Consider the following 19,659-nt stretch of genomic DNA (forward strand, 5'->3'; position numbering starts at 1 on the left):
TAAAGCCCGATGAAGCTTTAGCGCATTACTTCGACGAGTCGCGCAGGCTGCGAATTTGATCGTGGGCCTGCTTGATGCCGTTGTATTGCTTTTCAACAATCGACTTGATTTCGTGGGGCAGGCTTTCCGACTGAACGGCTTTCTGGAAGGCCTTTACGGCGTAGTCCTCGCCACGCTCGCATTCGTCCAGAATGGCTTTGCGGTCGTTGCCGGTTACTACCGATTTAATGTTGATCCAGGCGCGGTGCGCGGTGCCAACCACCGAGTCGAGCTTGCCTTCCTTGGCTTCGGCGGGGCGCATGTTCAGGTTGTGCATGGCGTTTTCCAGCTCCGTGAGGTAGCTGTCGCGCTGCACGGCGTATTGCTTGAATACCTGCTTCAGGTCCTGATCTTTAACATCGGTAAGGGCTTCGGAATAGCCACGCTCACCGTCTTTCAGGGTTTCAACTAGTTCGTTCAGAACGCTGTGGAGGGCGCTGTTTTGGTTGTCAGTAGCCATGATGTTTGGGATGTTAGGGTTAGAGCAGATGCGGGAGTATCTCTCTACTGACCCCGTGCGCCTAAGGTTGCGCTTTGGCCCTGGGCTGCGGCTACTGTGGCTTGCAGGAAGTTCTGTTGATCAGCGGGTTGTGAGTCGTTCTGGCCGCCGGTGGCTGAACCCTAGGTGGTTGCGGCCATGGCACGGCCCGCGAGGTACCCGGTTGTCCAGGCGGCCTGAAAGTTGAAACCCCCGGTGATGCCGTCGATGTCGAGCACCTCGCCGGCAAAGTACAGGCCGGGCACCTGGCGGCTCTCCATCGTTTTCAGGTCTATTTCACCTAGGGGCACGCCGCCGCACGTCACAAATTCCTCTTTAAAGGTGGTTTTGCCGCGCACCTGCAGCGGGGTACGCAGCAGCAGCTCCAGCAAACGGTTTTGCAGCTTGCCCGCCAATTCGCTCCAGCGCACTTCAGCCCCGATGCCGGCCTGCTCCACCAGGGTGCGCCACAGGCGTTGGGGCAAGCCGAACAACGGGTTGGCCGCTACTATTTTTTTGCCGTTTTCGGTGCGGAACGTTTGCAGCCACTGGCGCATGCTTTCCTCGGTGTAGGTGGGCACCCAGCTAACCAAGGCCGTGCCGGTGTACTGCAGCTCGTGCAGGCGGCGCGCGCCCCAAGCCGACAATTTCAGCACCGACGGGCCGCTCACGCCCCAGTGCGTAACCAGCAGCGGGCCTTCGTATTCGAGCTTTTCGCCGGCCAGCAGCACGCGCGCATGCGGCACGCTTACGCCCATCAGCTCCTTAAGCGGCGAGTTGGGCACGTTGAAGGTGAACAACGACGGCACCGGCTCGCAAATGCTGTGCCCTAGGTGCCGCAGCCAATCATAGGCCGCCGACTTGGCGTTGCCGCCGGTGGCTACCAGCAACCTTTGCACGCGCAGCTCCTGGTTGCCACTTAAATGCAAGCAGAAGCCGCCGCCCGCGAGCGGCTCGATGCGCTCGGCGGCCGTGCCGGTGAGCACGCGCACCCCGGCCCGCTGGGCGGCTTGCTCGAGGCACCGCGCCACGGTTTCCGACGAATCGGTGACGGGGAACATGCGGCCGTCGGGTTCGGTCTTCAACCGTACGCCGCGGCGCTCAAACCACTGCACCGTGTCCTGGGCGCCAAACTGCTTGAACGGCTCTTTGAGGTGCTTGCCGCCCCGCGGGTAAAACTGCACCAGCTGCGCCGGCGAAAAGCAGTGGTGCGTTACGTTGCAGCGCCCGCCGCCCGAAACCCGCACCTTGCTCAGCAGCTTGGTGGTTTTTTCGAGCAGTATTACGTTGAGGGCAGGGTTGGCTTCGGCGCAGGCAATGGCCCCAAAAAAGCCGGCCGCACCGCCCCCCAGCACGGCTACATCGGCAGCAAAAGAATTTTTCACGAGTGCAAAGGTACGCCTGACCTAGGTTTGGTTAGGAGGCATGTTAAGCCCCGGGCGTCAGCAAAAGTTCAGGGCCGCAATGGGCTCGGGGTGCCGAAACGAGTAGGGCAGGGTTTGCTGCAGCAGCGTGGTGTCGATGCGTTTGCCGCTGCGCTCGTCGCCGGGGCTGAATACGGGCGGATGCAGCCCTAGGTGCGTAGCCGCTGCGCTGTAGAAAGCCAGGCGCGAGGGGTGCTCGGGGGCGCAAACATTCAGGGTGGCACCCCAGGTGTTTTGCCCGATCACCGCCATGATTACGCCCACGGCATCGGCCAGGTGCAGCATGTTGACGGGGGCGTTGGGCTGGGGCACATCGGTACGAGCGGCCAGAAAGCGACCCGGCGCACGGCCCGGGCCCATTAGGCCACCCAAGCGCAGCACGGTGGTTTGCCATGCCTGGCCAGCCTCCTGAAATAGCGCTTCGGCCCGGAGCAGGTGGCTTTCCGCATCGGGAGTGGCCAGGGCGTCGGCTTCTGTCATGGGGCGAGGCTCGTCGGGGTACACGCCGGTTGAGCTGACGAATACCACGTGCTTTACCGAAGATGCACCTAGGGCTACTACTACGGGCGCCAGGGCCGCCGTGTACGCGGCGCGGTCGGCGGAGGGGGCGGTGCGCGAGGGCGGTACATTCAGCACCAGCACCTGCGCACCGGCCAGCAACGGGGCTATTTCGCTGGGCCGGGTATCGGGGCTCAGGCGCAGCAGGTGCGGTTGTATGCCGCTGGCTTTCAGGCTGGCAAGTTTTTCGGGCGTGGTGGTGCTGCCGGCAACCGGGTAGCCCGTCTGGGCCAGAGCGCTGCCCAGGGGCAGGCCCAACCAGCCGCAGCCGAGCACGGCAATGGAGTTCGTGTTCATAAGCAGCGGCAAGTAACAACCTAGGGCGCGAGTAGCCTAGCAGGATTTTCGGCGGAAAACTAGGCGGCATGCATACAAAACCCGGCAATTGCCTTTCTTGCAGCATTGCATTTGCCACCCCAACGTATTTCACCATGCCCTCACCCTACGCCCAACCCATGCTGCGCGACGGCGCCCTCGAAGGAAAAACCATCATTGTAACCGGCGGCGGCACCGGCTTGGGCCGGGCCATGACGACGTATTTCCTGCAGCTCGGGGCCAACGTAGTCATCAGCTCGCGCAAACTCGATGTGCTGGAAACCACCGCCAACGAGCTGCGCGAAAAAACGCATGGCAAAGTGCTGGCCGTGCAGTGCGATGTGCGCAAGTACGACGAAGTGGAGGCCATGATTGCGCGCACCGTGGAGGAATTCGGCCGCGTGGATGTGCTGGTCAACAACGCCGCCGGCAACTTCATCAGCCCCACCGAGCGCCTTACCCACAAGGCCTTCGATGTCATCGTGGATATTGTGCTGAAGGGCACCTACAATTGCACCCTGGCCATCGGCAAGCATTGGATTGCGCAGCAGCAGGCTGGTACCATTCTGAACATCGTAACTACTTATGCCTCGGTGGGTTCGGCATACGTGGTGCCCTCGGCGGCGGCCAAAGCAGGCGTACTGGCCATTACCCGCTCGCTGGCGGTGGAGTGGGCCAAGTACGGCATTCGCTCGGTGGCCATTGCCCCCGGCCCGTTCCCGACGGAAGGCGCCTGGAGCCGCCTCTTCCCCGAGCCGCTGGCCTCCAAGCTCGATCCGGCTGCGTCGGTGCCGCTTAAGCGCGTAGGCGAGCATCAGGAGCTGGCCAATCTGGCTGCTTACCTGGTGTCCGATTTTGCAGCGTACGTCAACGGCGAAGTCATCACCATCGACGGCGGCGAGTGGCTGAACGGCGCCGGCGAGTTCAACAAGCTGGAGCTGCTAACCCCGCAGATGTGGGACCAGATCGAGAAAACCATGCGCCGCTAAACTGCCACCACCCTGTCCGGTATCATTGCGAGCCAAGCGAAGCAATCCTTCCTCTCGCGGCACCACCGTTCAGCAGGCAGCAACCGGAAAATCATCCGCGCTAAAAAACCGCACCGCCCGAATCCTGATTCCAGAATTCGGGCGGTGCGGTTTTCGGTTGGTACTAAGTAACAGGTTGTACCCTGACCAGGACGGATTGCTTCGCTTGGCTCGCAATGACAGCTAGGGGAGCGGCCGTTAAAACTTGTAGCCTTTGTAATCCTTCGTGAACTCGGCGGCGGCGATGGGCTGGTTGGCCACTACCTGCGAAAACTCGAACGACTCAAACAGGCCTTTGTCGTCCCACACGGCCACGGCCAGCGGCAGCATGCTTTTTTGCTCCACGCACAAAATGGTGCGGCGGCCGTAGGCGTTGGGCACTTGCAGCACGCGGCCCGCGGGCAGCGGCGAGGTGTAGTCTACGTTGTTGCGCTCGGCAATGCGGTACTCGCCGCAGCCGTAGCGCTCGGCAATTTTGCCCACGGTTTCGCCGGCGGTAGTTTTGTGGCTGATGTAGCGGAACTGCGGAAAATCGGAGCGCAGCAGGTAGCACAGGCGGCCCTGCACGGTGGTGTCGCCGGCGTAGCGGAACGAGCGGCGGTAGGCCTCGGAGCGTTGCGGGGCCATCCGGATGAGGTCGGCAATGGTGCCGTAGCCGGCATCGGTTACCGAATGGTGCTGCGTGCGGCGCATCAGCGAGCCGTTGGGGTCGAGGCTGAGCGTTACGTACGGAAACTTGTTGGGGTACACCCAGGCGTCGCCGTCGTTCTGGCCTTGCACCCACAGCACCTCAATGCCCTTGTTGGTGCGCAAATACACGCGCAGCGGCGAGCTGCTTACCTTCATTTGCGTGAGGGCCTGCTGGTAAGCGCCGTCGTGCCGCTCGCTGGCTTTCACGGTGCAGCGCAGGGTTTGCAGCCGGCTGATGGCCGCTGACAAGCGCGAGAGCAGGTTATCGACGGAAGGTGCCTCGGCGGCGGTGTTCCCAGGTGCCCGGGCATCGGCAGCCGCAGGGGCAGCAGGAGCAAGGAGCGAAACCACAACCGGGAGCCAGTTCAGCGAAAACAACATAAGGTAACGGCAAGGTAAACAGCGGGTGGAGCGCAAGGGCGCAGCGGCCCCGAAGCGGATATCGGCTAATTAAGGCTGATTTTGGGCAGGCGCGAAGCCGAGCTGTCGAACACAAACAACTCGTCGATTTCGACGTGCTTCAGAAACCGGTACAGCGGAAACTGCTCTACCACGGCCCGCACGCTTTCGGCGTTGGGCCCTTGCATGGTAACCCAGCCGCGCGAACGATCGGCGCTGATGGCGTACGACACCACCACGTTGTCTTCGATGAGGCTGTTGATGAATGCCCGATGGCGCGGGATTAAGGCAACGAATTCCTCGTCGAAGTAGTCGGGTAAGCGCAACGACACTACGTACATGCTCATGGGTAGAACGGCAACGGAGCCTTGCCGCCTAAACGCCGCTGCGAAGGGGAAAGTTGGGCTAATTGAGCCCGGGAGGTAACTTTTTTCGTCAGCAGCCGAACAAGCGGGCACTATGCATTTTGCTATCATCACCCCAACGCACAACCGCGCCGCCTACCTGCCCGAAGCCGTGCAGAGCGTGCGCGCCAGCGTGCTGGCCCCGCTGCCCGAGGCCAGCTACGAGCACCTCATCCTCGACAACGCCTGCGCCGACGATACCGCCGGTTTTCTGAACGAAGCCACCGGCTGGGAGGGCCCGCCCATCCGGAGCTGGCAGCACGCCGGCCCCGAGCCTATGGCGCCCGGCGCAGCGCGGCACCTGCTCATCGGCCATGCCCAACCCGAGAGCTGGTTGGTGCCCCTCGACGACGACGACCTCCTGCTGCAGCGCACACTCTACCACTACGGGGCCCAAATGGGCGCCCACCCGGGCAAGCAGTGGTTTGTGGCCGATTTTCTGCGGGTTGATGAGGAGCGGCGCTACATGCCCGGCGAGGATTATTACACCTGGCGCTTCGATACGCCCGCCGACATGCTGCGCGCCATTTTCAAGGCCGAGCACTTCATTCAGGGCAACGTGTGCTTTAGCCACGCGCTGTACCGCGAGGTGGGCGGCTACGACGAGCAGCTGCGCATGGCCGAAGACCTGGACCTGTACGTGCGCTTCCTGCTGGCGGGGCACCTGCCCGTGTTGTGCCCGCACATCAGCCACCTGCATCGCTTCCATCGCTCCAACGTGAGCATCGGGGTTGATGCGGCCCGCCACGGCGCCGATCTGCAGGTGATTTACGATAAGTACGCCGCGCCGCTGAAGGCCCTGGGCGTGGCGGCGCCGCAGTAGCACCTAGGGCACTTAGTGCGCGAGGCTGCTTTCGAACTCCCGGCGCGGCAGCACGCGCAGCTCCTGGGTGTTCAGCTCGAACACCGAAGCCAGCTCGGCACCCAGCACCACGTGCCGGCTGTGCGACGGGGGCAGTGCCTCGCGGTAGAGCAGCAAGGTGCAAATGTCGGTGGGGGTAATCAGGGCGGGGTAGCCGGGCAGGTGCGTGTGCACGCTGGCTTGCACGGTGGTGCCGGCGGGCGGCGGCGTAATGGGCACGTAGCTTTGGTGCAGCCGCTGGGTGCGCTGCAGCTTGCCATCGGGCCCGTAGGTAAGGCACCAATCGGCACCTAGGGGCACCACGCCGGCGGTGGTGGCGCCCAGCAGCAGGTAGGCTTTGTAGGTGGTGCCTTGCTCGATTACCGATACGTTGTAGGTGGTGCCGGCGGGGCTTTGGCCCCCGGTGAGCTTGCGCTGGCGCTTAAGTACGTCTTGCTGAATGAGAAACAGCTTTTCCTCGTTGTCGGCCAGGGGGCGGCCGGTTGGCTGCACCCGGGCCTGGCTGGGCTGCAGCTGGCCCTTGCCGTAGCTTACTTGCAGCACCACCGTGGGCTGGTTGGCCACCACGCCGATAAACACCGTGCGCACCGAATCGGGCGTGGCGTAGGAGAGAAACGTGACGGGCTGCAGCGGCAGGCTGGGCTGCGCGCGCAGCACGTCATCCGAAACCCAGGAGGCCCGCTCTACCTCGTAAAGCGCCAGCCCATCGCGCAGTGCTTGCTGACGCGCCGCTTCGGCATCGGGAGGTAAACCCACGTGGGCAGGAACGAGCAAGCCCGCCAGGGCCATGAAACCCGAAAACAAAGGGCGAAACAGTAGCATAAGGCAACAGGTGGTTGGCTAAAGCGCGGTACGTAAACGGCTGCCTTGTGGCTGAGCGGCCGGCCGCACCTAGGGCTGCCGGTATACGGCGCCGCCCTTCATCACCCATTGCACGTGCCTTAGGGCCTGCACATCGGTGGTGGGGTCGCCTTGCACGGCTACCAGGTCGGCCAGCAGGTTGGGCGCCACGCGGCCCCTATCGGGCAGGTGAAACAGCCGGGCGTTGCCGCTGGTAGCACCGCGCAGCACCTCCAACGGCGTCAAGCCAAACTCTTGCACCAGCAACTCCAGCTCGCGCACGTTGTCGCCGTGGGTAAATACGCCTACGTCGCCGCCAATGGCCAGGGTTACGCCGGCTTTGCGGGCGGCTTGCATGCTCTGGCGCTTTTGCACAATGCGCTCGGGCTCGGGCTTTTGGCCCCGGCGCCACCCGCGGTACTGCGAAATGGCGTCGCCGGCGGCTACGGTGGGGCATAAGGCTACCCCGCGCTGCCGCATCAGCTTAAACACCTCGGCGGTGCCGCCGTCGCCGTGCTCAATGGTTTCGACGCCGGCCAGCGTGGCGCGGCGCATGCCCTCGGGCGTGGAGGCGTGCGCCACCACCGGCCGGCCCAGGGAGCGGGCCGTGGTTACCAGCAGGTTCAGCTCGTCCTGCGAGAACGTGGGTACCGAAGGGCCGGCGGCCGAAAGGCGGTAATCGGCATACACCTTTACTACGTCGGCGCCCTTGCCGATTTGCTCGCGCACGGCCCGCACAATTTCATCGGCGCCGCTAACTTCCTGCGCTCCTTGGGGCACCTCCACATCGGCCGAAAGCTTGGGGCCGTAGCAACCCGTGGCCACCAGGGCTCGGGTGGCAATCAGCAACCTAGGGCCGGGTATCAGGCCCTGGTCGATGGCTTGCTTCAGGCCCACATCGGCGTACCCGGCGCCTTCGGTGCCCAGGTCGCGGGCGGTGGTAAAGCCGGCTTGCAAGGTTTGGCGGGCGTGCACGGTAGCGCGGGCCACGCGCAGGGCCTGCGATTCGAGCAGCACCTGGTCGTTCCAGGAGGTTTCGTTGTAGGGGTGCAGCAGCAGGTGCGAGTGCCCTTCGATCAGGCCAGGCAGCAAGGTGAGGCCGGGCAGCGGCACCGTGCGCGCTGCCGCCGGAGCTTGCAGCTGGCTGGCCGGGCCCACCGACTTTATTCGGTCGCCTTCAACCAGCACGGCCCAGCCGGGGTGCAGCGTTTCGCCATCGAAAACGGCTGCCGGTTGCAGCAGCATGGCAGCCGGGGCAGGGGCGGGCGTTTGGGCAGCGAGCTGGCCGCTGCGCCACAACAGGGCACCGGCCAGGGCCAGCTTACCCACGCGCGATAAAAGCGTCATCAATCAGATCGGAACTCAGCAGCAGGCTTCAGTGGCGGAGCCGGCCCGGAAAGTTATGCCGGTTCGGGCAAACTGATAGCGCACGGATTTATTTGCTGGTTCTTCGTGGATAAGGATAAGAAATAATCAAAATATTATAACTTATACAGCGCACCCTATCGCTCTGGATCATGGACGATGCACACGCTTTGCGCCCCCTTTGCCGGGGCACCGGGTTGGCCTTGTTGCTTTGGGTGATTACATCGCCCATCAGTTGCGGCCAACGTTTTGCGTGCATCGGCGACTACGGCTTCGAGGGGCCGAATTTGCAGCAGGTAGCGGGGCTGATTAAAACCTGGAACCCCGAGTTCATCATCACGACGGGCGACAACAACTACGATTTCGGAGCGAAGGAAACCATCGACCGGAACATCGGCCAGTACTTCCACGATTACATCTACCCGTACTCCGGAACCTACGGCGCGGCGTCGCCCAAAGCCGAAAACCGCTTTTTCCCGAGCATCGGCAACCACGATGTGTATACCGAAAGCGGCAAACCCTACCGGGATTTTTTTTCCCTGCCCGGCAACGAGCGGTACTACGAGTTTACGCGCGGCAACCTGCATTTCTTCGTCGTCAACAGCGACCCGAGCGAACCGGACGGCACCAGCAGCAGCTCGGTGCAGGCCCAGTGGCTGAAGCAACAACTGGCCGCCTCAAACAAGCCCTGGAAGGTGGTGTACTTTCACCACGCGCCGTACTCCTCGGGCCACTACGGCAACATCGAGTACATGCAGTGGCCGTTTAAGGCGTGGGGGGCTTCGTTGGTGATGGCCGGGCACAACCACCACTACGAGCGGCTTACGGTGGACGGCCTCACGTACATCGTGAACGGCCTGGGCGGCCGAAGCCTGTACGGCATCGGGGCCAAAAAAAGCTTTACGCAGGCGTTGTACGCCGGCGACTACGGCGCCATGCTGCTGGAAGCCTCAGCCAATACCCTGAGCATGAAATTTATAACCCGCACGGGCATTGAGATTGACGCGGCCACGCTGGTGCGCGTGGGTGCGCCCCTGCCCGTTACGCTCACCGCGTTTCAGGCCACGCGGCGCGGCTCCGAGGCCGTACTGGCCTGGTCGACGGCCAACGAACTGCGCAACCGCGGTTTCGGCATCGAAGTCTCGACCGACGGTACCGCCTACCGCACGCTGGCGTTTGTGCCGGCTACTGGCCGTACCACGCAACAGCCCCAGCACTACACCTACCGCGACACCGAGCCCAACAAAAGCGACATGCGCTACTACCGCTTGCGGCAGGAAGACGAAGACGGCAAACAAAACTACTTTGGCCCCGTGCCCGTGCGCTTCGACCCCATGGCCGTGGCCCTGAGCACCTACCCAAATCCTTTCGAGGAAGAGCTAACCCTGGAAATATTGGCCGAAACCACCGCTGCCGCCACCATTACCCTAACCGACAACCTAGGGCGGGTGGTGTGGCAGGCTGCCCGGGCGGTGCAGCCCGGCGCCAACCGCGTGCAGCTGGTGCCAGGGCTGAGCAAGGGCTTGTACCAGGCCACCGTGCTGCTCAACGGCAAGGTGCTGAGCCAGCGGCTGGTGAAGCAGTAAAACAATTCGGCAACAAGAACGGCCGTTGCCATCGGCAGGGAGTAAAGGCGGTTAAGAGGCGCGAAACAAGCGCGCTATTAACGGCTATCCATCATTTTGTCGAAAGCCTTCTTTTCCATAATCAACACGTGTTTTTGGGCCACATTGAAAATGGAAACGTACTTCTGGCCAATCACAAGATGGGTGTCAACAGGCAAGGTGTTGCGGTAGAGCAACAGGGAGCAAATGTCGGTTGGGGTGATGTAGGGGTGCGCGGGCAAATGCGAATGCATGGCGGCCTCAACGGTTTTCGCCTTTTCGGGCATGCGCATGGCGATGTACGTGTTGTGCAGGCGCTCTACCGTTTCTAACTGGCCCTTTGCCGAAAACGTCATTAGCAAATCGTTGCCGATGGGCAAAACGCCTTCTTCCTGCGGCCCAACCAGTACGTAAGCACGCGGCTTGGGGCCATCGTCGAGCAGTATCACATTAGGCCGGGTTCGGTCCGGAAAAGTGTAGGCTTTGCTCTTTGTGGGCTGCACCAACTCTTCAAACACCTGCTTGCGAATGGCAAACAAGCGCCGTTCGCGCTCGGAGGTTGGCCGCGCCGCGCATATTCGGCCGGAGCTTGGCGTAATCTCGAAGTTGCGCGGAAAGCTGAAGGCGTGGCTGACTGCCAGTGGTTCGGCGGCCGCTCCGCGGGCCACGAACACGGTGCGCACAGAGTCGCCGTCGGCGTAGGTAATGTAACCACCTAGGGTTGACATGTCGGTTTGCCGAGCCACGAGCAAGTCGGTGGCAACCCACGAGGCGCGTTCAGATTGGTAAAGCGCAAGCCCTTCTTTCAGAACGGCTTCTTCTTGTTTAGCAAAGCGGGATTGGGCTTCGGCAGAAAACTGCGCTAGCACCGTTAGCAAGCAGCCATGGAGTAAAGTATGCTTCATGCAAATAATGGGGGGGTATAAATCGACGCCCGCCGGAAGTTAAGTATTCCGGCGGGCGTCGTGGTCACTCGTATAGCAAGAGTCAGGAAGTGGCTTTTTCGCGCTTAACTTTCACCTTCTGCTTCCTGGCTTTTTTGTCGGAGCCGGCCTCGGCGGGCTGGTTCTGGTCGGCACCGCCCACCAGGTTCATTTCCTTGATAAGGTGCGAGGCTCCGGCGTATTTATCCACCACGAACAGCATGTAGCGAACATCCAAGGTAATGTTGCGCACGCGCTCGGGGTCGTACATGATGTCCGACATGGTGCCCTCCCAGTTGCGGTCGAAGTTGATGCCGATCAGCTCGCCGCGGCCGTTGATGACGGGCGAGCCGCTGTTGCCGCCGGTGGTGTGGTTGGTGGCCGTAAAGGCCACCGGCACAGTGCCATTTACGGCGTAGGGGCCGTAGTCTTTTTGCTGATACAGCTCGGCCAGGCGCTTGGGCACTTCAAAGTCGGGGTTCAGGGGGGCGGCTTTTTCCATGATGCCGTCGAGGGTGGTGTAGTATTCGTACTGCACGCCGTCGGCGGGTTGGTAGCCGGCCACCTGGCCGTAGGCTACGCGCAGGGTGGAGTTGGCATCGGGGTAAAACTTGCGCTCGGGCTGCCACTGGCGCAAGCCGGCAATGTAGGTGCGCTGCAGCAGGGTAATCTGGTCCTGGGTTTGGGTGTAGGTGGGCAGCACCTGCTGGCGGTACGTAGCCACAATGGGCGCGGCCAGCTGGTAGGCGGGGTCGGTGAGCAAGGCGGCGGCATTGCCTTTGGCCAGCTCATCGAGTACGCGTTGGGCGTCGGAATCAGCGGTCAGCTTGCTGCGGGCGAACAACGCGCCGACGTAACGCTGCCAGGCCTCGGGCGAGGTATGCTGCGCGCGCAGCTGCTTCACGTAAGCTGGCAGCAGCTCGGTGGGCGTGCCCTCGGCGTAGAGCGGCAGCAGCGCAGCGGCCACTTTGCGGTCGGTAGGGGCCGAGTAGTTCCGGAAGAAGTTGCTGGTGCCCTTGCGGGCCTTCTCGATGGCCGCCTGCAGCTCGGCTTGCGGGGCCTTGGCCTGGATCAGGTCGACGAGGTTTTGCAGGCTGTTAGCGTAAGCAATCAGTTCGATGCCCAGGGCGGCTTCGGTGGCGTAGTCGCGGGCTACCACGTAGGGCCGCGCCAACTTGTACTGTTGCTCCAGCTGGCTCAGGATCTGGCCGTAGGCGGCTTGGCGCGTAGCGTCGCCTTGCTGCACCCATTGGCCAAATTGCTGCTCCTGCTGCTGCTTGCGGCGCACGGCATCGAGGCGTTTCAGGCCGCGCATTTCGCCCTGCCACTTTTTCCAGTAGTTGGCCAGCGAGGCGTACTTGGCCGCGTACTGAATGCGCACCTTGTCGGAGGCCTTCATGTCCTGGTCGAGCAGGCGCAGCTTCGTGTCGCGGATTTTCACCCTCGCCGGGTCCGATACGGAATAGACCTCATCAACGCCCCACGAGGTGAGGTACTCGTTGGTACGGCCCGGAAAGCCGAACACCAGCGTAAAGTCGCCGGGTCGTACGCCGCTAAGCGAAATGGGCAGCGCGTGGCGGGGCCGGAAGGGCTTGTTCTGCGGCGAGTAGGGGGCCGGTTTGTTGTCGGGGCCGGCGTAAATCCGGAAGATGCTGAAGTCGCCGGTGTGGCGGGGCCACATCCAGTTGTCGGTGTCGCCGCCAAACTTGCCGATGCTGCTCGGCGGCGCCCCCACGAGGCGCACGTCCTCAAATACTTCCGTTACGAACAAGTAGTACTCGCCGCCGCCAAACATGGGGCGCACAAAGGCTTTGTAGTGCGTGCCTTCGGTGGCTTTGTGCGCCACCTGGGCGCTGCGCTGCTGCACCGCCTGCTCGCGCTCGGCCTCGGGCATGTTGGCCGGCAAGCCCTGCAAAATCGGCCCCGTTACGTCCTCCATCCGCACGATGAAAGTGGCGGTGAGGCCGGGGTTGGGCAGCTCCTGCTCGCGCGACATGGCCCAGTAGCCGTTGGTGAGGTAGTCTTTCTCAACCGACGAGTGCTGCTGAATCTGGCCGTAGCCGCAGTGGTGGTTGGTGAGCAGCAGGCCTTCGTTGCTGATGATTTCGCCGGTGCAGCCGCCCCCAAACTGCACCACGGCATCCTTCAGCGAGCCGCGGTTGACGGAGTAAATATCTTCGGCCGAGAGCTTTAGCCCTTTTTGCTGCATGTCGGCCTCGTTAAGCTGCTTCAGCAGCATAGGCAGCCACATGCCTTCGTCGGCGCGGGCCGCGGCGGGCAACAACAACAGCCAAAACGCCGCCAGGCGGCGCAACCAGGAACCAGATACGAAACGTTTTGCCACTAAGCAGGAGCCTTAGGTGAGTGATGGTGCAAAAGTAGGTGCCCCGGCCCAAAGCCCGCGTTGCCCTACCTAGGGCCGCAAACGCCGTACGTTGGGGTTGGGTGCCCTGGTTGTGGCACCAAATTGCTTGTGCTATGCCCTTCACCTTCAGTCATGCAGCCGCTGTGGTACCCTTGGCGCGTTGGGTGCGTTTGCCGCTCTCGGCCCTGGTGGTGGGCAGCCTCAGCCCCGATCTGATTTACTTTATGCAGCTGAAAGCCAGCGGCAACATCGGCCACACGTTGCCGGGGCTGTTCGTTTTTTGCCTGCCCGTGGGCCTGGCGGCGCTGTGGCTGTGGCACGAGGTAGCCAAGCTGGCGGCCGTGGCGTTGCTGCCGCCGTGGGTGCGGGCGCGCACGCTGCACGTGGCGCATCAGCCCTTTCGGTTTGGGCCGGGGCGGCGCCTGGTGCAAGTGGCCGCGGCCATTTTGCTAGGTGCTCTTACACATATTGCCTGGGATGCCTTTACGCACGTCGATGGCTGGGTGGCCGAGCGCGTGCCTTTGTTTCAGCAGTTGCTGCCGTTCCCGGGGTTTGGCAGCATGCCCGTATACAAGCTGGCGCAGCTGCTCAGCACGGCGGTGGGGGCGGCCTTGCTGGCGTGGTGGGCCCGGCAATGGCTAGGCCAGCAGCCCGCGCACAGCATTGCGGTGCCTAAGCTGCGGCACCGGCGGGCATGGCTGGCTGGTTTGGTGCTTGCGGCTGCCGCCGCGGGCGTGCTCTACGCCCGCTCGCACGCCGCGCCGCTGATGGCTTACCCCGAGCTGCGCGTGTTTACGTTGCGCATCATCATTACTACCTGCACGGCCTTTTGGCTGGGCCTGCTGGCCTTTGCCGGCTGGTACCGTTGGCGGTACCAGCCGCACCTAGGGCATCCGGTGCCCGCGCCTACGAGTGGCCCAGCTCCGAAACGGCCGCGGCATTCTGCGCCGAAGTAGCCGAAGCTTCCAAAGGCAAACCGGCAGCGGGTGCTTCCGTGGCGGTAGCGCCAGTAGCTTCCCACTCGCGGAAACGGCGGATTTCGCTCTGAAACTTGCCGATAAACCAGCTCAGCAGGCTCAAATCATCCAAGAAACCCAGCACCGGAATAAAGTCGGGCACCAAATCGATGGGCGACAACGTGTAGAGCAGCACCGCCAAACCCGATACAATGGTGCCGGTTTCGATTTGCCGGTACGAGCCGTTTACGTAGGCCTGCACCAGGCGCACCAGCGAACGGCCGGCATCGAGCAACTGCTTGAATTTGTTGTCTTTGCTTTCGGCGCTGGATAATTTATCGGCTACTTCGTTGAGCACCAATACCACCTTAAACGGCTTGCCCAGCAGCTTGCCGGCGCGGCTCATAAACAAGCTAAAAATTGCGTTTTTCGAAATCTGAAGGCCTTTATCAGCAAGTGAAGACATATGCAAAAATGAGTTGAGTGTGCCCCGTGTACGCACACGCCCGGGCAGGCGTTGTTGCCCCACATGCGGGCGGCGCACCGATAATGTATCATATTCAGCCACCAGCCCCAACCGCCATGCTCCTGCAAACCCTGCACCTGTTAGCCCCCGATTTGCCCCGGCAGCGGCATTTTTATGCCGAGGTGCTGGGCCTGCCCGCGCAGCTGCCCACGCCGCACGAGCTGGTGGTGCACCTAGGGTTTTCGCGGCTGGTGTTTCGGCAGGCCGATGGGGGTACTGAGCCTTTTTACCACTTCGCCGTTTCGGTGCCGCACAACCAGCTGGTTGCGGCGCACGGCTGGCTGCCCGCACGCCTTTGCTGCCCTTCGTGCACGGCGAGGCTATTGCCGACTTCCCGAACTGGCGCGCTCAGGCGTTCTACTTTCACGACCCGGCCGGCAACATTCTCGAATGCATTGCCCGCTTCGAGTTGCCCAATGCCACCACCGAGCCCTTTGGCGCCAAGCAGTTTCTGGGGCTGAGCGAAGCGGGTATTGTGGCGGCCAACGTACCGGCCCTGGCCGCCGAGTTAGCTGCCCGGTACGGCATTCCCGATTTTGCCCGGGGGCCCAAGCTGCCCAATTTTGCCGCCCTGGGTACCGACGAAGGGCTGCTTATCCTCACGGAGCAGGGCCGGGGTTGGCTGCCCACCGGCCGCCCCGCCGAGCGGCACTGGCTGCGCCTCGAAGGCGAACATGCCGGCCGCTCCTTTGTGATTGAAGACCCCCCCGGCACCTAGGCGGCCGCACAAAAAAAAGCCCGGCCAACCTGGCCGGGCTTTCTTATTCGGGCTGCGTGCTGGGCTATTGCTTCACGAAGCGCTCCACGTAGGTTTGCTGCTCGCCCACGATGCGTACGGTGTACATACCGGCGTTCAGGTTGCCTACTTTCTGGTTCAGCTGCTGGTTGAGCTGCTCCACCGAGCCCTTGGCGCTGATGGCTACCCGGCCGTCGGCGGTGAGTACCTGCAGCTGCAGGTGCTGGCCACGCTCGGGCACCTCTACGCGCACCGTTTTGCTTACCGGGTTGGGGTAGAGGCCCAGCTTGGCAGCGGCCACGCCAGCCTTGTTGTTGGTTACCACGTTGGCACCCAGGATAAAGCGCGTCTGGATGGGGTAGTGGTCGGAGGTGGTGTTGCCGTAGTTGGCAATGGTGCCGGCAATGTCCGTCCGAATGTTCGCCGAACCATCGAGGTAAAGCGTGTTCAGTTCGTTCGAAACCACCACGTGGTCAATCACGTCGTTGAAGCCCACCGTCGATTTCAGGCCGGCCTGGCTCAGCGGCAGCGTAAGGGCCGAGTACTGCGCAGCATCGGCCGTAAAGGCCTGGTACGACGACGCCGTTACGTTCGGAATGTTGGCGATGGTAACGTCGAGGTCGTCGTTGAAGTCGCCCATAATCAGCACATTGCTGGTGGCGTAGCGGGCATCCAGCTCGGCCTTCAGCGCTTCGGCACCGGCCTTGCGGCGGTTGTACGAGTCGCCGCCGTCGTTGCTTTCGTTGGCCTTGGCATGAATCAGCACGAACGCAACGCGGCGCGTCTGGCCGTTCACCAGCTTCACATCGGCCTCCATCATGTACGGCACGCGGCCCGTCGACCAGTTCGTCGACCAGTTATTCGGGTCGGTGCAGCTGGTGCAGGCAGAAAGAGTAGTGAAGGTTGCGTTGCTGAACGACGTGGCGCGGTACACGAATACCAGTTTCTGGGCCGAGCCGAACGACGAACCCGATACGCCCGTGGATACGCTATAGCGGTAGCCACCCGGCAGCTGCCGCACAATGGCGCCTAGCTTAGCCGTGTCCACAATTTCGGCCAGGCCATACACGTCGGCGTTCAGGTCGGTCAATACTTTTCTGGCGTTGGTTTCCTGCAGGGCCTCGTCGGTGGGGCCGTTGCCGGTCGAGCCAAACCACTCAATGTTCCAGTTCACTACGTCGAGCGTAGCGTTGGGCACGTACGTGTTGCCGGCCAGCGCCACCGGCACGGCAGTAGCACCTGGGGTAGTAATGCTCAGCGAGGCGGTATAGTTGGTGCTGGCCGCGGTGGGGGCAAACTCTACCGTTACTTCCTTGGGGGCTGCCAGGGCTTCGGCCGCCGTAAAGGTTACGGAGTTGCTGAAGGTGGTGCCATCTTTCGAAACCTTAAAAGCAGCGCTCGGCGAAGTGATGGTTACGTCGCCAGTTACGTTGCGCGAGGTGGTCAGGAACTTGCGCGTAGCCTTCTCGTTCTCCTTTACATAGTCGAAGTTGAGGCGGCTGGGCACGGCACGCACCGCTACCGGAGCCGGGGTGCTCGAGTTCGTAACCTGAATGTCGTCTACGGTCCACTGGGCGGCACCGCTGGCTGCCGACGAGGTGTACACGAAAGCTACGTATACCGGGCTTGCTTTGTACGAGCTCAGGTCTACGTTCGAGGTGCGCGTCCAGGTATCGGAGTTGGCGGCGGGCAAATCCACGTCAATGGTCGTCCAGGTAACGCCTGCAGCCGTGGGGGAGCCGGTGCCCGAGTAATTCGTTGAAACCCGCAGCTGCACGGCCGGCCCGTTGAAACGGGTGCGCGACCAGAACGAGAGCAGCGGCACATTCATCGACGAAATATTGAGCGCCGGCGAAATCAGCCAGTCTTCGTTTGTCTGCGCAGAGCCCGCAAAGCCGTTGATTTGCACGGCGTTGGGCGATGTGGCCTTGCCTGAAGCGTCGGCAGCATCGCGGCCAAACGCGGTGCAGGCCCATACCTGCGCGCCCGTTACGCTTACCTGCGTCCAGCCATCGGCCAGGTTGGTGCCGCAGTCGTTAAACGAGTAGGTGGGATTTGCCGGGTCGAAGCCGGTGCCGCGCAGGTTTACCGTTTTGGAGGCTGCGCCCTGGCTGGCAATGGCAATGCTGCCCGTAGCCAGGCCGCCGGCCGTTGGGGCAAAGCGTACGTGTACGGTTTGGTTGGTGGCCAGCTCGGCCGGCGTAAAACTAATCGAGGAGGCAAACGTGGTGTTGTCCTTCGAAAGCTGGTAAGGGCCCGTAGCCGTGAGGGTGGTATTGGCCGTGAGGTTGGCGCCACCTAGGGTAAAGGTTTGGCTGCCCGTTGCGCCGATGGTCTGCGTGCCGAAGCCTAGGTCGGTTACGCTGCTGATCAGGCGTGCATCCGAAGCAGTTTTCCACGACAGGTTAAAATCATCGATGGCCGAAGTAGGGCGGTTGCCCGAGCCCGCGCTAGCCGACAAGGCCACGATGCGAATCCATACGGGTTCGTTCTTGTCGTCGAGGGCGTTGCCGAAGTCTACGTTAACCGTGGTGTTGCTGAAGGTGCTGTTGCCTGTAACGGCCGAAGTAGGCAGGGCGGTAAAGGAGGTAGGAGTGGCACCTACCGCGTAGTCGACGCGCCAGGTAGTTGTGCGCGGCGAGCTGGCATCGAGCGACTGCAGCTTGAAGCTAAGCTGCAGCTCGTAGCGGCCCGTGGTGTTGGCGGCCTGGAAAACAAAGGCCGAACCGGGGTCATATCCCGTGGAGCTGGTCTGGCGCACGCCAAGGGCGCGGTTGGTAGCCGCGGCCTGATCGGCTGTGCTGGTGGTTGCCGTCAGGCCCGTGGCCGAAGCGTAGTTTCTAAAGCCTACGGAAGTGGCGAAGTTCCATTCCGTAGGGGTGGTGGTAAGCGTTTGGGTGGTGCCAAGAGCAGTAGCCGTGGCGGCCGAGCGCACGGTAAAACCCGTGGGCAAGCCGGAGGCCAACGCGTTAAAGTCTTGAATGTAGGGGCTGGTGCCTAGGGTAACCTGTGCCCAAGCATGCGGCGATGCAAACGTGAGCATCCCGGCGCCTAACAAACCAAGAAGTAAAGGTGATTTCATCGACAGATGTCGTAAGTGGTGGTGGAAAGCAAAAGTACTCGCCTACAAGAAAGTCAATGTTATCAGAATGTTACCAAATTCTGCCAGCAGAAATTTGTCTACACCTCCCTCATCTGGCGCTTTGCTTGCCAGGTGCTCTGTTCCTGGTTCGCCCATCTACCTAGGGCAGTTCCGCGTGCTGCGGCGCTGCTTACGCTTTTGTGTAGTAGGGTTCCTTTTCCTTGTCGTGGTAGCGCAGGTAGCCGTGCAGCACCAGCTTAATCAGCATGCGGTGGGCGCGGCGCTTCGAAACGTTGATCAGCTTGGTGTACTGATCCAGAGTCATGCGCGGGTTTTTCCGCACGTAATCCAGGGCTGCCTCTTCGTGCCGGCTCAGCGGTATTCTCTCGAACCGGCTTTCGGGCTGTTCGTTGGTTGGCACCTTCTCCGTGAGCTGGCTGGTTTGCACGCTTTCGGCCCCCACCCGTACGTAACCCCGCCAATCGTCGTCGGCCACTAGTGCTTTGTGTGGTTTGCGTTGGCTTTCGGCTACGGTTACCACCAATATTATTCGTTCGTCGTCTTCTACTTCCTCCACACGAAATGGCAGCGGCGGCATTACATATTGCTCCGCGGCCTGCCTAAGCAAATATATTTCTTCTTCGGCGTCGCGCACGCCCACAATCCGGCCGTTGTCTTCCACACCAATCAGGATTCTGCCACCCCGGCTATTGGCAAACGAGGCCAGGGTGCGCGAGATACGTGTGGGGTGCGTAGTGCGCTTTTTAAATTCGAGCGTATCGCCCTCGCCGCGTGCGATTAATTCGCGCAGCCGCTGTGCCGTAAATGCCATGTTCCGAAAGGCAGTTACATAAAAATCTAACCTATACGAGTACTCGGTAAAAAGGCTGCAAGCATAGTAGTTTCCTACCAGTCGGTAGCCTAGGTCGGGAGCCTGAAAAATTTCCAAACATCCTGCAGGTCATATTCGATTTAGCACCTTGGAATTCAGGTTTTCGCTTTCATTTGCATCAAGCACAGCTTCCCGGCTGTTAGGGTTTGGGAGCAGATTATTAGGTGCATTGG

17 protein-coding genes are annotated in these 19,659 nt (G+C 61.9%); 5 read left to right on the forward strand and 12 right to left on the reverse strand.

Translation table 11 applies throughout. From position 1 onward, the window contains the following. Positions 1–25 precede the first annotated feature (25 nt). The 3 genes from OIS50_RS03740 to OIS50_RS03750 all read right to left on the reverse strand — a co-directional run bounded on the left by OIS50_RS03740 (position 26) and on the right by OIS50_RS03750 (position 2,796). Complete coding sequence (locus tag OIS50_RS03740; protein ID WP_264692989.1) at positions 26–499, reverse strand: PA2169 family four-helix-bundle protein; 474 nt, start codon at positions 497–499, stop codon at positions 26–28. Positions 500–660: 161 nt separating this feature from the next. Further along, complete coding sequence (locus OIS50_RS03745) at positions 661–1,902, reverse strand: BaiN/RdsA family NAD(P)/FAD-dependent oxidoreductase (protein ID WP_264692990.1); 1,242 nt, start codon at positions 1,900–1,902, stop codon at positions 661–663. A 57-nt stretch (positions 1,903–1,959) separates the two neighbouring features. Then, positions 1,960–2,796 (reverse strand): SDR family oxidoreductase, encoded by an 837-nt coding sequence (locus OIS50_RS03750; RefSeq protein ID WP_264692991.1) that lies wholly within the window; start codon positions 2,794–2,796, stop codon positions 1,960–1,962. A 134-nt stretch (positions 2,797–2,930) separates the two neighbouring features. Between OIS50_RS03750 and OIS50_RS03755 the strand changes: the two genes are divergently transcribed. Continuing rightward, positions 2,931–3,803 carry an SDR family oxidoreductase gene (locus tag OIS50_RS03755; RefSeq protein WP_264692992.1) on the forward strand — a complete coding sequence of 291 codons (873 nt, stop codon included), beginning with the start codon at positions 2,931–2,933 and terminating at the stop codon, positions 3,801–3,803. A 237-nt stretch (positions 3,804–4,040) separates the two neighbouring features. Here the strand turns inward: OIS50_RS03755 and OIS50_RS03760 are convergent, their stop codons facing one another. Both OIS50_RS03760 and OIS50_RS03765 read right to left on the reverse strand, forming a co-directional pair. Continuing rightward, positions 4,041–4,913 (reverse strand): LysM peptidoglycan-binding domain-containing protein, encoded by an 873-nt coding sequence (locus OIS50_RS03760; protein ID WP_264692993.1) that lies wholly within the window; start codon positions 4,911–4,913, stop codon positions 4,041–4,043. Positions 4,914–4,978: 65 nt separating this feature from the next. Next, positions 4,979–5,278, reverse strand: coding sequence for a YciI family protein (locus tag OIS50_RS03765; RefSeq protein WP_264692994.1), 300 nt, complete (start codon positions 5,276–5,278; stop codon positions 4,979–4,981). A 112-nt stretch (positions 5,279–5,390) separates the two neighbouring features. On the opposite strand from OIS50_RS03765, the gene OIS50_RS03770 reads away from it, so the two are divergent. Further along, a complete protein-coding gene (locus OIS50_RS03770; RefSeq protein WP_264692995.1) occupies positions 5,391–6,158 on the forward strand; it encodes a glycosyltransferase family 2 protein in 768 nt (255 codons plus the stop codon). A gap of 12 nt (positions 6,159–6,170) precedes the next feature. Here OIS50_RS03770 and OIS50_RS03775 read toward each other — a convergent pair whose 3' ends face one another. Both OIS50_RS03775 and OIS50_RS03780 read right to left on the reverse strand, forming a co-directional pair. Next, positions 6,171–7,019: a hypothetical protein gene (locus OIS50_RS03775; protein ID WP_264692996.1), complete on the reverse strand. Its 849-nt coding sequence runs from the start codon at positions 7,017–7,019 to the stop codon at positions 6,171–6,173. A gap of 69 nt (positions 7,020–7,088) precedes the next feature. Then, positions 7,089–8,384 (reverse strand): metal-dependent hydrolase family protein, encoded by a 1,296-nt coding sequence (locus OIS50_RS03780; protein WP_264692997.1) that lies wholly within the window; start codon positions 8,382–8,384, stop codon positions 7,089–7,091. A 170-nt stretch (positions 8,385–8,554) separates the two neighbouring features. Between OIS50_RS03780 and OIS50_RS03785 the strand changes: the two genes are divergently transcribed. Further along, positions 8,555–9,988, forward strand: a complete 1,434-nt coding sequence (locus tag OIS50_RS03785) for a metallophosphoesterase (RefSeq protein ID WP_264692999.1) — start codon at positions 8,555–8,557, stop codon at positions 9,986–9,988. Between the two features lie 77 nt (positions 9,989–10,065). Here OIS50_RS03785 and OIS50_RS03790 read toward each other — a convergent pair whose 3' ends face one another. Then, complete coding sequence (locus OIS50_RS03790; RefSeq protein ID WP_264693000.1) at positions 10,066–10,911, reverse strand: hypothetical protein; 846 nt, start codon at positions 10,909–10,911, stop codon at positions 10,066–10,068. A gap of 82 nt (positions 10,912–10,993) precedes the next feature. Then, entirely contained in the window at positions 10,994–13,273 is a 2,280-nt protein-coding gene (locus tag OIS50_RS03795) for a S46 family peptidase (RefSeq protein ID WP_264693001.1), read from the reverse strand. 134 nt (positions 13,274–13,407) lie between these two features. Here OIS50_RS03795 and OIS50_RS03800 point away from each other — a divergent pair, with 134 nt between their 5' ends. Continuing rightward, the gene (locus OIS50_RS03800; RefSeq protein ID WP_264693002.1) at positions 13,408–14,250 is read left to right on the forward strand and encodes a DUF4184 family protein; all 843 of its coding nucleotides are present in this window, start codon (positions 13,408–13,410) and stop codon (positions 14,248–14,250) included. On the opposite strand, the gene OIS50_RS20580 is transcribed toward OIS50_RS03800, so the two are convergent. Then, complete coding sequence (locus tag OIS50_RS20580; RefSeq protein WP_413617039.1) at positions 14,201–14,716, reverse strand: YkvA family protein; 516 nt, start codon at positions 14,714–14,716, stop codon at positions 14,201–14,203. The genes OIS50_RS03800 and OIS50_RS20580 overlap by 50 nt on opposite strands. A 355-nt stretch (positions 14,717–15,071) precedes the next feature. On the opposite strand from OIS50_RS20580, the gene OIS50_RS03810 reads away from it, so the two are divergent. Next, entirely contained in the window at positions 15,072–15,494 is a 423-nt protein-coding gene (locus OIS50_RS03810) for a hypothetical protein (RefSeq protein WP_264693003.1), read from the forward strand. 64 nt (positions 15,495–15,558) lie between these two features. On the opposite strand, the gene OIS50_RS03815 is transcribed toward OIS50_RS03810, so the two are convergent. Further along, the gene (locus OIS50_RS03815) at positions 15,559–18,555 is read right to left on the reverse strand and encodes a T9SS type A sorting domain-containing protein (RefSeq protein ID WP_264693004.1); all 2,997 of its coding nucleotides are present in this window, start codon (positions 18,553–18,555) and stop codon (positions 15,559–15,561) included. A 229-nt stretch (positions 18,556–18,784) separates the two neighbouring features. After that, positions 18,785–19,426 carry an AlbA family DNA-binding domain-containing protein gene (locus tag OIS50_RS03820; protein ID WP_264693005.1) on the reverse strand — a complete coding sequence of 214 codons (642 nt, stop codon included), beginning with the start codon at positions 19,424–19,426 and terminating at the stop codon, positions 18,785–18,787. Positions 19,427–19,659: the final 233 nt, after the last annotated feature.

Origin of the sequence: Hymenobacter sp. YIM 151858-1 (genome assembly GCF_025979705.1) — a bacterium.
Classification (GTDB): Bacteria; Bacteroidota; Bacteroidia; order Cytophagales; family Hymenobacteraceae; genus Solirubrum.

Excerpts from the sequence above, each read along its gene's own strand:
- OIS50_RS03750 (WP_264692991.1), bottom strand. The coding sequence starts at position 2,796 with ATGAACACGAACTCCATTGCCGTGCTCGGCTGCGGCTGGTTGGGCCTG.
- OIS50_RS03780 (WP_264692997.1), bottom strand. The coding sequence starts at position 8,384 with ATGACGCTTTTATCGCGCGTGGGTAAGCTGGCCCTGGCCGGTGCCCTG.
- OIS50_RS03800 (WP_264693002.1), top strand. The coding sequence starts at position 13,408 with ATGCCCTTCACCTTCAGTCATGCAGCCGCTGTGGTACCCTTGGCGCGT.
- OIS50_RS03765 (WP_264692994.1), bottom strand. The coding sequence starts at position 5,278 with ATGAGCATGTACGTAGTGTCGTTGCGCTTACCCGACTACTTCGACGAG.
- OIS50_RS03815 (WP_264693004.1), bottom strand. The coding sequence starts at position 18,555 with ATGCTCACGTTTGCATCGCCGCATGCTTGGGCACAGGTTACCCTAGGC.
- OIS50_RS20580 (WP_413617039.1), bottom strand. The coding sequence starts at position 14,716 with ATGTCTTCACTTGCTGATAAAGGCCTTCAGATTTCGAAAAACGCAATT.
- OIS50_RS03755 (WP_264692992.1), top strand. The coding sequence starts at position 2,931 with ATGCCCTCACCCTACGCCCAACCCATGCTGCGCGACGGCGCCCTCGAA.
- OIS50_RS03790 (WP_264693000.1), bottom strand. The coding sequence starts at position 10,911 with ATGAAGCATACTTTACTCCATGGCTGCTTGCTAACGGTGCTAGCGCAG.
- OIS50_RS03820 (WP_264693005.1), bottom strand. The coding sequence starts at position 19,426 with ATGGCATTTACGGCACAGCGGCTGCGCGAATTAATCGCACGCGGCGAG.
- OIS50_RS03775 (WP_264692996.1), bottom strand. The coding sequence starts at position 7,019 with ATGCTACTGTTTCGCCCTTTGTTTTCGGGTTTCATGGCCCTGGCGGGC.
- OIS50_RS03760 (WP_264692993.1), bottom strand. The coding sequence starts at position 4,913 with ATGTTGTTTTCGCTGAACTGGCTCCCGGTTGTGGTTTCGCTCCTTGCT.
- OIS50_RS03770 (WP_264692995.1), top strand. The coding sequence starts at position 5,391 with ATGCATTTTGCTATCATCACCCCAACGCACAACCGCGCCGCCTACCTG.
- OIS50_RS03740 (WP_264692989.1), bottom strand. The coding sequence starts at position 499 with ATGGCTACTGACAACCAAAACAGCGCCCTCCACAGCGTTCTGAACGAA.
- OIS50_RS03785 (WP_264692999.1), top strand. The coding sequence starts at position 8,555 with ATGGACGATGCACACGCTTTGCGCCCCCTTTGCCGGGGCACCGGGTTG.